This is a genomic window from Fictibacillus nanhaiensis, from assembly GCF_023715445.1.
GTDB classification, from domain to species: domain Bacteria; phylum Bacillota; class Bacilli; order Bacillales; family Fictibacillaceae; genus Fictibacillus; species Fictibacillus nanhaiensis_D.
Map to the genome: position 1 here is coordinate 997,303 of NZ_JAMBOD010000001.1, position 10,755 is coordinate 1,008,057.

Here is a 10,755-nt window from a genome sequence, read left to right on the forward strand (position 1 = left end):
ATGTACTTCGTCAAGAAATCCTGCTGCTTCCATCATAATAAAAAGCAGGCTCACCGAGGCAGTTACACTCCCTTATCGAGCCAGCTTTATCATTTTTATAATGATTCTATAATAGATTCCACCATGTCAGATGAACGTCTTGCGGCAAGAGCTGTAAATTCTCCAAAACTTGCTGGAGCTTCACCGTTTGCTTTATCGGAAATGGAACGAATAATAACAAACGGCACCTCGTTTAAGAAGCAAGCCTGCGCTACAGCAGACCCTTCCATCTCGATGCACGATCCATTAAACACCGCACGATAGTTTTCCACCAGTTCACGATCGGCAATAAACTGATCACCGCTCAATACTTTCCCAACTTTTACTTGTGGTCCAGAAAGGTTTTCAGCTGCAGCTTCTGCCAATTTTATAAGTATTGCGTCCGCTTTAAACTCGGAATCAAACGGAAACATAGGAATTGTCCCTTTAGGAAAATCCGGACTTAATGCAGATGCATCTATATCATGCTGCAAGGCACTTGAGGAGATCACGATATCCCCCACTTCAAGTGCGGGGTCAAGGGCGCCTGCAACACCAGTGAAAAGAATATGAGTTACTTGGAATCTGTCGATCAGAATCTGTGTGGTGATAGCTGCATTCACTTTCCCCACACCTGATTTACAGAGAACCACTTCTTTATGGTTATGTGTACCTTCATAAAACTTGTTTTGTGCAAAAACACTTTCCCCATATATATCTAGCGATTCTTTCATATAAATGATTTCTTCGTCCATCGCTCCGATAATGCCTATTTTCAATTCTCCCACCTCATCAAGAACTTATTTTGTAGAATCTCTAAATTGAATACGATGAGGCAATACAACTGTATGTTCTTCCACCGTTTCTTTGTTCATTAATTTAGTCAGCAGTCTCATTGCTACCGCTCCGATATCATACATTGGCTGTACGACAGTTGATAGGGTTGGACGAACCATAGTAGCAAGTCTTGTATTGTCAAAGCCGATAACTTCAATATCTTCAGGTATCTTTAAACCACGGTCCTGCGCACCATGAATGACACCTAACGCCATTTCATCTGTTCCTACAAAAATAGCAGATGGTTTGGTATCGCTATCCAGGAAGGATTCAACTGCTTCTATACCAGAATCATATGTGTATTCACCGACAAAGACCTGGCTTTCATCTACCTTTTTCCCGTGTTTTTCTAATGCTTTGCGGTAGCCGTTAAATTTATAATATCCATTGATTGGATCCTCAAGAGGTCCTGTCACCATGGCTACAGAGGAATGGCCTTTTTCAAGAAGAGTTGTTACGGCTTCATAAACCGCATTTTCATAATCAATATTGACTGACGGCACTTCTTCATTCATATCTACTGTTGCAGCCATAACAATTGGAACTGGAGCACGTTTGAATTCTTCTACAAGCTCTTCAGTAATCTTGCCCCCCATAAACACGATACCATCTACTTGTTTTCCAAGCAGTGTGTTTAAAAGGTGGATTTCCTTCTCCTTATTCTGATCCGAGTTACACAGAATAATATTATATTTATACATTGTTGCAATATCTTCAATTCCTCTTGCTAATTCAGCAAAAAAGATGCTTGAGATATCCGGGATGATAACCCCTACCGTTGTTGTTTTTTTGCTGGCTAATCCTCTTGCTACAGCGTTTGGACGATAGCCCAGTCTTTCAATCGCTTCTAAAACCTTTTTACGGGTCGACGGCTTAACGTTTGGGTTTCCGTTCACAACGCGTGAAACCGTTGCCATTGAAACGCCTGCCTCGCGAGCCACATCATAAATTGTTTTATTCAAAAAAAGTCCTCCTTTTTACTGCATGTCCGACAGCTATGTAATGCTAATATCATACGATAAAGTAGTAAAGTAGGCAACGAATAGGAGCATGTTTCACGATTTATTCATTAATTGAAATGATTTTAAAAGAAAACAACCCTATTTTGCTTATTTTTGGCGAAATTAGACATTATCATACTCTTTTTTAAATATTAAAACCGGCAGCGTTATTTAGCTGCCGGTCATTAGAGACCTATATTTAAGCCAATTGGTTTACCTTTAAAAATCCAGACTTTACAAGTTCTTCGGTAAAATGTTCGAATTCACTGATGTTCATCTGCTGGGCTGCGTCTGATAAAGCAACTGCAGGATCAGGATGTACCTCAGCCATTACTCCGTCAGCACCGATTGCTAATGCTGCTTTAGCTGCTGGGAGAAGCAAATCTTTTCTTCCCGTTGAATGTGTAACATCAACGAGAACAGGTAAATGTGTTTCCTGCTTTAAGATAGGTACTGCCGTAATATCCAGCGTGTTTCGAGTTGCTCTTTCATAGGTACGAATACCTCTTTCACATAGAATGATCTGGCCGTTTCCTTGAGACATAATGTATTCAGCTGAATTGATAAATTCTTCGATCGTTGCAGATAACCCTCTTTTTAATAAAATTGGTTTTTTTATTCTCCCTGCTGCTTTCAATAATTCATAGTTTTGCATATTTCTGGCGCCGATTTGAATGATATCCAAATACTCGGAAGCCATTTCTAAATCATCTGGATGAACGATCTCACTGATGACAGCACAGTTGTATTCTTTTGCGACCTTTTTTAAAATCGTTAATCCTTCTATCCCCAGTCCTTGAAAATCATATGGTGAAGTCCGAGGTTTAAAAGCTCCACCACGAAGGATCTTCAATCCGTTTTTCGTAATAGCCTGTGCTACTTCGGCTGTTTGTTCATAACTTTCAACAGCACATGGACCCGCTATTAAAATAGGTGTTCCGCTTCCAATATCAGTGCCGTTTACAGAAACAACTGTATCCTGTGCCCGCTCTTTTCTCGATACAAGTAGTCCCTTTCTATGATCATCTTCCTGAAGTTCCAGACCTGCCTTAAAAATTTCTTTGAAAAGATGCTGCATAGTACTTGTATCAAACGGACCTTCATTTTTTGAAGCAATTAAGTTTAGCATATGTCTTTCTCTTACAGGATCAAACTTTTTCATTCCTTGGGAGGTCTTAATCTTCCCGATTTTTTGAACTAGCTCTCCCCGTTTGTTGATTAATGCCAATATCTCTTTATTCATTTCATCCAATTCGTTACGCAATGTATTTAATTCAGGATGGTTCATCTCTATACACCTCAGTATTTATAAAATGTAAAAAATGTGATACATTTCTAATTATTAGGCTGTTAGTAGACAGCTTCGTTTAATTTAAATCATTCCTTACGTCTATCGTATCAAAAAGAGGTGCCTTCGTGGACAAAAATATTATATTTGCACTTGATATCGGCACTCGTTCAGTCGTCGGTATGATATTGAAACAGCATCCTGACGGAAAATATGAAGTTTTGCATATGAAAGTGATGGAGCATGAAGAGCGTTCTATGCTTGATGGACAAATCCATCATATACCTGCAGTTGCCAAGATTATTAAAAAAATGAAAGAAGAGCTTGAAACAGAAACAGGTCCATTGCAGAAAGTATGTGTTGCTGCAGCAGGAAGAGCTTTAAAGACTGTAAAGGGGCGGGCAGAAAAAGATATATCAGCAGCTTCTGTATCAACAAAAGAAGAGGAAATACATATGGAACTGGCTGCCGTTCAGCAAGCACAGTTCCAGCTTGCAAGCATGCTGGAGGAGAAATCTAATTATACTTACGATTGTGTAGGTTATTCCGTTCTTCATTATTACCTGGACGATCAGGAAATTGGAAGTTTTATCGAACAGCAAGGAAAAACAGCTTCCGTTGATGTTATTGCAACTTTCTTGCCAAGAGTGGTTGTAGAGTCTTTGATAAGGGCTTTGCGTGAGGCTGGTCTTGAGATGGAGGCATTAACGCTCGAACCGATTGCAGCGATCAATGTGCTGATTCCGCCGTCTATGCGTAAGTTAAATGTGGCTCTTGTGGATATAGGAGCAGGAACCTCTGATATAGCATTAACAGCTGAGGGAACTGTTGTGGCATACGGTATGGTGCCTGTTGCTGGTGACGAGATAACTGAGGCGATCAGCTCGGAATTCCTTCTCGATTTTCCTGTAGCTGAGGAAATGAAACGGTCTTTGTGGAAAAATGATTATGTAGCCTATACAGATATATTAGGTTTTTCTTCAAAAAAATCGAAGCAGGAGATACTCGAAAAGATACAGCCAGCTATTGAGAATCTTGCCGACAAAATAACAAATGAAATCCTGCAGCTGAATGCGAAAGCACCTCAAGCTGTTATGCTTGTTGGAGGCGGAAGTCTGACACCAAACTTGCGGGAGAAAATTGCAGAGAAACTTAATCTGCCAATAGAACGTGCAGCGATTCGAGGTATTGATGCCATTACTTCCCTAACAGCTTCAATCGATCACAAAGGACCTGAATTTGTTACCCCAGTTGGAATCGGGATAGCTGCTAAAGAAAATCCTGTTAAATATGTTACCGTCACTGTAAACGAAAAAATACTTCGTTTATTCGAAGTAAAAAAACTTACCATCGGGGATGCATTAATCGCCGGTGGAGCTGATCTTTCAAAGCTTTATGGCAGACCAGGCATGGGGCTGATGATAAAGGTCAACGGAGAAGTGCAAATGTTTAAAGGTGCTTTAGGAACTCCGCCAAAAATCATGATGAATGGAAAAGAGTCATCCTTATCCCAGAAAATTTTTGAAGGAGCTGCGATATTCTTTGAAGTGGGCCAGAATGGGGAAAACGCCTCCGTTACGGTAAAAGACGCTGTACAAGAACATGTGGTAAAAACGATAATCTTGAATGGAGAACCACTTTCTGTTGAAACGCAGTACTATCTTAATCATCACTTAGTCAATCCTGAGTCACTTGTAAAAGACCGTGATGAAATTGTAGCCTATTTTCCAAATAGAATTGATGAAATCCTGGATATGAATGGTATTCACATTAACCAAGAGACTTATTCATTTACAGTAACCGTTGATGGCAAACCTGTTAATTTGAATCGAAACATAAAGGATACCTTTTTAATAAATGGTCAGATTGCAGATAAACACTCGAAATGGAGTAGTGGTGATCACCTAAGTTTTGATAATCAGCAAGATAATAAGATTACTTTAAAAGACTTGCTCAATTCACTTGAATTGAATCTTCATCAATCCTGTTCAGTTAAATTTAACTCGGAGGAAGTTACACTTACCCGGCCGTTATTTAAGTTTTTACGAAACGGAGTTCTTCTCGAAGAAGATTCTGTTCTTTGTATGAATGACGAACTTTTCATCGAAAAAAGAAAACAGCAGCCTTTTATTTTCCAGGATATCTTTACACAAGTTGATATTTCGGTGTCACCTAAGCCAGGTGAAACATTAATTATTTTAAAGAATCATGAGAAAGCAGGATTCCAGACAGAGATAGAAACAGGAGATATCCTAGAATTAAAGTTTGAGATTATTGTGTAGACCATTTATAAGAAAAAGCGCAGCAAAATTACTGCTGCGCTTTTGTTTTTTCATTTGCTTGACCCAATTTTTTATTCGTAATGTTCCAATGTGAATCGTGCCAAACAACCGTACTGCCTTCAAAAATCAGAACTTGTGGTGATTCATGCTTAACCCCCGTTTGTTCTGCAATTAGATTCGAAAGCGGTCTGGAGTCTTGTACATTCAAGTAATATAAGGTTTCATTCTCATTTTCAGACGCAAACTTTTGGTATTCTTTAAACGCTTCATGGCTTACAGGACAGGTCGTACTGTTTTTCATTATAATAATTCGATCTTTTTGCTCTTTTACTAAATTCCAATCCTGTTCATTTTGCAATTGAACTAATGACATATTTTCAACCTCCATAATAAAAAGACAAGAAAAAGAATTAAATTCTTTCTCTTATCTTTTCATATTTGTTCTTCACTTATCAATATTTTTGCTCTACTAATTCTTGTTCATTTGCAGGATCATAATCTAATTGCCTTTCTTCCTTAATGTCATCTGTAATTTCACCGTACAATTCAGATGCATTTTCTTCTTCCTTCGAACGCCATTTATCAATATCTTTTCGAAGATTAGAAGTTAGATCTTTTACTTTTGTAGCAACTTGATTAGATTGCTCAGAAACAGTACGTACAATATTTGAGGATTTTTCACGAGCTAAATGAGAAAACTCGTTACTTTTATCCTTTAAATATACAGCCTGCTCATTCAAGTCACTTCGTAATTCTTTTCCGGCTTTTGGTGCAAGCAATAATGCTGCTGCGGCCCCTAACATTCCGCCAACAAGAGCACCGATCATAAAATCCTTGCTGTCGATGTTTTGATTGTTATGGTTGTTATTGTTGCTCATTTACACTCCTCCTCTAGAATATTGGTTTGTTGCTGAATCAACATTGGATTTTTTGAGCTTGTACTTCTCCCACAAATTCAATGCTGCATTCCCCCATTGAACCGCTTGCGATATTTGCTTAGACTGCCGCTCCGTTTCAACTGTAATTTGATCAGTTACTTTGCGGACAGATTGGTTCACCTTCTGAACGGATTGACCAAAATCCTGTACTGCAGAGAAAACATGGTTTAATGAATCAGATTTCTTTTGAACATCCTCGGCTAACTGGTTTGTTTTATGTAACAAATCGGTTGTCTCGCGCGTCACGCCGTCTAGTTGTTTTTCCAGACTTCCAAGCGTTACTGCGACATTATCGAGGGTTATTTGCAAGGATTTTAGAGCTCTTGACAAAAAATAAACGAGTACGACAAATGCAACTGCAATGATAGCTACACTGATTGAAATAATGATTTCCATTATACGAGACACCTCCTGAAAGTATATTATTGCTTTTTCCCGAGTTTTTATCAAAGAAAACGTGTTTTATTAATTATTCTCGGACTTTTGCTAAATTCCTTTTCTTGAACATTACAAATTGTTTAAATTAAGTTAAAATAAAGAAGATATTAAATATATTTAGGGGGCATATTCCGCATGAGAGATCCGCGAATTCAACAACTCGCAAAAAATCTGATTACATACTCAGTTAACCTGCAAAAAGGTGAAAAGGTTCTAATTGAAAACTTTGGGCTGCAAAAAGAATTAGTTAATGCACTCGTTCAAGAAGCTTACGCTGCCGGTGGATACCCATTTGTATTGCTAAAAGATCACTCCGTAATGCGTGCACAATATTCTCAAGCTTCAGAAGAACAAATGGAGTTAATCGCTAAGCATGAAGGAGAACTTATGAGCCAAATGGATGCTTATATCGGCTTGCGTTCAGGCGACAACATCAACGAGATGTCTGATGTTCCTTCTGAGAAGATGGCACTATATGAAAAAACAATTTTCGCAATGCACCGCAAGATTCGTATTAAGAAAACAAAATGGTGTGTTCTTCGTTATCCAAATGCTTCTATGGCACAGTCTGCAAGCATGAGCACGGAAGCATTTGAAAATTTCTATTTTGAAGTCTGCAACCTTGATTACGGCAAGATGGATGAGGCGATGTCTTCTTTAAAAGACTTAATGGATAAAACCGATAAAGTCCGTATTACAGGCCCTGGAACGGACTTAACATTCTCTATCAAAGATATCCCTTCCATTAAATGCTCTGGACAGAACAACATTCCTGATGGAGAAGTATTTACTGCACCTGTAAAGGATTCTGTTAATGGAACGATCTCTTACAATACTCCATCTCCATACAATGGATTTACATTTGAAAATGTGCAATTAACGTTTGAAAATGGGAAAATTGTTAAAGCAACTGCAAATGATTCAGAGCGAATCAACAAAATCTTTGATACTGATGAAGGCTCCCGTTATGTAGGGGAATTTGCAATTGGAGTAAATCCTTTCATTAAGCATCCGATGAAAGACATCTTATTTGATGAAAAGATCGACGGAAGTTTCCACTTCACACCAGGTCAGGCGTATGAAGAAGCATATAACGGAAATGAATCAAATATCCACTGGGATATGGTGATGATTCAGCGTCCTGATTACGGCGGGGGAGAAATCTATTTTGATGAAGTCTTAATTCGTAAAGATGGGGTTTTCGTATTGCCAGAACTTGAACAGTTAAATCCTGAGAACTTAAAGTAATAAAAAAAGACTTGCCGCAAAAGGCAAGTCTTTTTCTTATGGTGTTGCTGTAAGTGCTTCTTCGTAAGCTCTTTGAAACTTCTGAATATCTCCAGCACCCATAAACAGTAAAACGCCATTATCATACTTCTTTAGAACGTCAATGTTATCTTCTGATATAAGCTCCGCATTAGGAATCTTTTCTTTAAGATTCTCGATTGAAAGATTTCCTGCATTTTCTCTTGCAGAACCAAAAATATCACATAAATACACATGGTCAGCTTCACTTAAACTTGCTGCAAATTCATCCAGAAATGTTTTTGTGCGTGTAAAGGTATGCGGCTGAAATATAGCTACAACCTCACGATTCTTATATTTATACTTTGTTGCTTCAATCGTGACTTTAATCTCAGTCGGATGATGCGCATAATCATCGATCAAGATTTGATCACCAACTGTTTTTTCTGAAAAGCGGCGCTTTACACCTGAAAAGCTTTTTAACTGCTCTTTAATAATATCCATTGGCAGCGTTTCATAATGACAGATCGCGATAACGGCAAGTGCATTTAATACATTATGCGTACCATATCCAGGAATTTGGAATGTGCCATAATACGTATTTCTTACAAATACATCAAATGTCGTTCCTTCGTCTCCACGCTGAATATTCTTAGCCTGAAAATCATTATGATCCTCGAACCCGTAAAATACTACAGGAACTTGGGCATGCAGCTCCTGGAGATTTGCGTCATCACCGCAAGCAATTATCGCTTTTTTAACCTGCATTGCCATCTGTTGAAATGCGCTGATTACATCATTCAGATCGGAAAAGTAATCAGGATGATCAAAGTCGATGTTTGTAATGATCGCATAATCCGGTTCATAAGAAAGAAAATGTCTGCGATATTCACACGCTTCAAACACAAAGTATTCGCTGCCCATGCTTCCTTTTCCGGTTCCATCACCAATTAGGAATGAAGTAGGCTTTGCTGCCCCTACTACATGTGCAAGCAATCCAGTTGTCGAAGTTTTTCCATGTGAACCTGTCACTGCGATTGATGTGAATTTAGAAAGAAATTCACCAAGAAAATGGTGATACCTGTGAATCGGTATATTCTTTTCATTTGCAGCTTGTATTTCTTCATGCTGTTCACCAAATGCATTACCTGCAATAATGGTTTGACCTTCTTTAATGTTATTTTTGTCAAACGGTAAAACGGGAATGTTTCTCTCTTCCAGCGCTGACTGAGTAAAGATGTATTGAGTAATATCAGATCCTTGTACATCATGACCCATGTCATGAAGGATTTGTGACAACGGGCTCATTCCTGTCCCTTTAATTCCAATAAAATGGTATTGTGTCATGTAAAGCCCTCCACAAAAAGAACACCTTCTAAAAGGCCTATTTGTATTATTATATGCCTGATTGCTTTAATGGTTATATATTACAGAATACAGGCTGATTCAAATACTTGAACCATTATAGCAAAAATGAAGTCTCATCACCATGATAGACAAATGATAAGATTCTAATAGTCCGATATGAAAGAATACCTTCCTATTTTGTGCAACTTCTCCAGAAAAATGAATAAAAGAATCCAAACACTATTCTACAAGCTCAAGTCTTGGATTATGACGATAAATTCTTCCTGCTTTTGCTTGATGGGTATCATTCATCAGAACGTTGTCGCCTGTGAATCCGATATTAATCTTTAATAGATTGCTGCCGACGCCATAGATATCTACAGGAACCTTCTGCTCTTCAAATTGTTCTATTCTTTCTTTTTTAAATCCGCCGCTTACAACAATTTTTACATGCTGAAAGCCTTCTTCATCTAGTGCTTTGCGAAGTGCAAAGATCAACTCAGGGTTAACGCCTCTTGGATCAAAAGAACCAAGCACGTCTGGGTTTCTAAAAAAGTATTGATCGACCATCGTACGGGAAGTATCAACCCTTACCCCTTTTAGCGTTTCCCCAAACTCTCTCGCTACCTTTAGAGCATCTGTAATCACATCGTTGTTGTAATCGACAAGTGAGATAAGATCATCTTCCGGATATTTTGCATGGTATGCTTTAGTAGCTTCAACAATATCGCCATTAAAAATTTGTATAAGAGCATGAGGCATGGTACCCATTCCTTTTTTGCCCCACCATTCGTTCATAGCATGTGTAGCTTGTGCAGTTGAGCCCCCTATATAGGATGCATATCCATCACCAGCCTGCTGGGCAAAGTGATCGTCTCTGTCACCCATAAAAATCACAGGCTTTTGGATACCGGATTTGCTCGCAGCTTTAACTACATTATAAACATTCGTAGCTACCGACGTTCTTCTGGCTAGGATTCCATCAATCATCCCTTCGAGAAAGCCAAAATTCTGATATGGTCCTTTTATTGTGAGCACTGTTTCAAATGGAGAAATTTTATCTCCATCTTTCAGCGAATAAATTTCTAAGGAGTCAGGATCTTTAGCAAACGTCTTTATAAGAGCGATTGCCTCATCTGAACCGCATAATACAGCCTCGCTTTTTTGGAAAAATTGCATGGTTACCATGTTATCAGGTTTAAACGATTCTACAATTTCACATGTTTTTAGAAAATATACAGCAGAGAACCATCCCTCTCTGATCCGTTCATCAAATTTAAATGTTTTATTCGTCAGCCGCTTAATTTTTCCCTGCAGCTTTAATTCTATTTCTTTCATCTATTTACTCCTCATGACTTTTT

General features: G+C 38.4%; 10 protein-coding genes. 2 read left to right on the forward strand and 8 right to left on the reverse strand.

Features of this window, described 5'->3' with window-relative positions; translation table 11 throughout:
- Nucleotides 1-95: 95 nt before the first annotated feature.
- The 3 genes from M3196_RS05145 to M3196_RS05155 all read right to left on the reverse strand — a co-directional run bounded on the left by M3196_RS05145 (nucleotide 96) and on the right by M3196_RS05155 (nucleotide 3,144).
- Nucleotides 96-797 carry a 5'-methylthioadenosine/adenosylhomocysteine nucleosidase gene (locus M3196_RS05145; protein ID WP_251321146.1) on the reverse strand — a complete coding sequence of 234 codons (702 nt, stop codon included), beginning with the start codon at nucleotides 795-797 and terminating at the stop codon, nucleotides 96-98.
- A gap of 21 nt (nucleotides 798-818) precedes the next feature.
- Nucleotides 819-1,817, reverse strand: coding sequence for a catabolite control protein A (ccpA, locus tag M3196_RS05150; protein ID WP_251321147.1), 999 nt, complete (start codon nucleotides 1,815-1,817; stop codon nucleotides 819-821).
- 238 nt (nucleotides 1,818-2,055) lie between these two features.
- Entirely contained in the window at nucleotides 2,056-3,144 is a 1,089-nt protein-coding gene (locus M3196_RS05155; RefSeq protein WP_251321148.1) for a bifunctional 3-deoxy-7-phosphoheptulonate synthase/chorismate mutase, read from the reverse strand.
- Nucleotides 3,145-3,272: 128 nt separating this feature from the next.
- Here M3196_RS05155 and M3196_RS05160 point away from each other — a divergent pair, with 128 nt between their 5' ends.
- Nucleotides 3,273-5,426 (forward strand): cell division protein FtsA, encoded by a 2,154-nt coding sequence (locus M3196_RS05160; protein ID WP_251321149.1) that lies wholly within the window; start codon nucleotides 3,273-3,275, stop codon nucleotides 5,424-5,426.
- Between the two features lie 28 nt (nucleotides 5,427-5,454).
- Here M3196_RS05160 and ytxJ read toward each other — a convergent pair whose 3' ends face one another.
- The 3 genes from ytxJ to M3196_RS05175 form a co-directional block, all read right to left on the reverse strand.
- Nucleotides 5,455-5,799, reverse strand: coding sequence for a bacillithiol system redox-active protein YtxJ (gene ytxJ, locus M3196_RS05165; RefSeq protein ID WP_251321150.1), 345 nt, complete (start codon nucleotides 5,797-5,799; stop codon nucleotides 5,455-5,457).
- Between the two features lie 79 nt (nucleotides 5,800-5,878).
- Complete coding sequence (locus M3196_RS05170) at nucleotides 5,879-6,304, reverse strand: YtxH domain-containing protein (RefSeq protein ID WP_251321151.1); 426 nt, start codon at nucleotides 6,302-6,304, stop codon at nucleotides 5,879-5,881.
- The gene (locus tag M3196_RS05175; protein WP_251321152.1) at nucleotides 6,305-6,760 is read right to left on the reverse strand and encodes a DUF948 domain-containing protein; all 456 of its coding nucleotides are present in this window, start codon (nucleotides 6,758-6,760) and stop codon (nucleotides 6,305-6,307) included.
- A gap of 177 nt (nucleotides 6,761-6,937) precedes the next feature.
- Between M3196_RS05175 and M3196_RS05180 the strand changes: the two genes are divergently transcribed.
- The gene (locus M3196_RS05180) at nucleotides 6,938-8,050 is read left to right on the forward strand and encodes an aminopeptidase (protein WP_251321153.1); all 1,113 of its coding nucleotides are present in this window, start codon (nucleotides 6,938-6,940) and stop codon (nucleotides 8,048-8,050) included.
- A 36-nt stretch (nucleotides 8,051-8,086) separates the two neighbouring features.
- Here M3196_RS05180 and murC read toward each other — a convergent pair whose 3' ends face one another.
- Both murC and M3196_RS05190 read right to left on the reverse strand, forming a co-directional pair.
- The gene (murC, locus tag M3196_RS05185; protein WP_251321154.1) at nucleotides 8,087-9,394 is read right to left on the reverse strand and encodes a UDP-N-acetylmuramate--L-alanine ligase; all 1,308 of its coding nucleotides are present in this window, start codon (nucleotides 9,392-9,394) and stop codon (nucleotides 8,087-8,089) included.
- 240 nt (nucleotides 9,395-9,634) lie between these two features.
- On the reverse strand, nucleotides 9,635-10,732 hold the full coding sequence (locus M3196_RS05190; protein ID WP_251321155.1) for a nicotinate phosphoribosyltransferase: 1,098 nt from the start codon (nucleotides 10,730-10,732) through the stop codon (nucleotides 9,635-9,637).
- Nucleotides 10,733-10,755 lie beyond the last annotated feature (23 nt).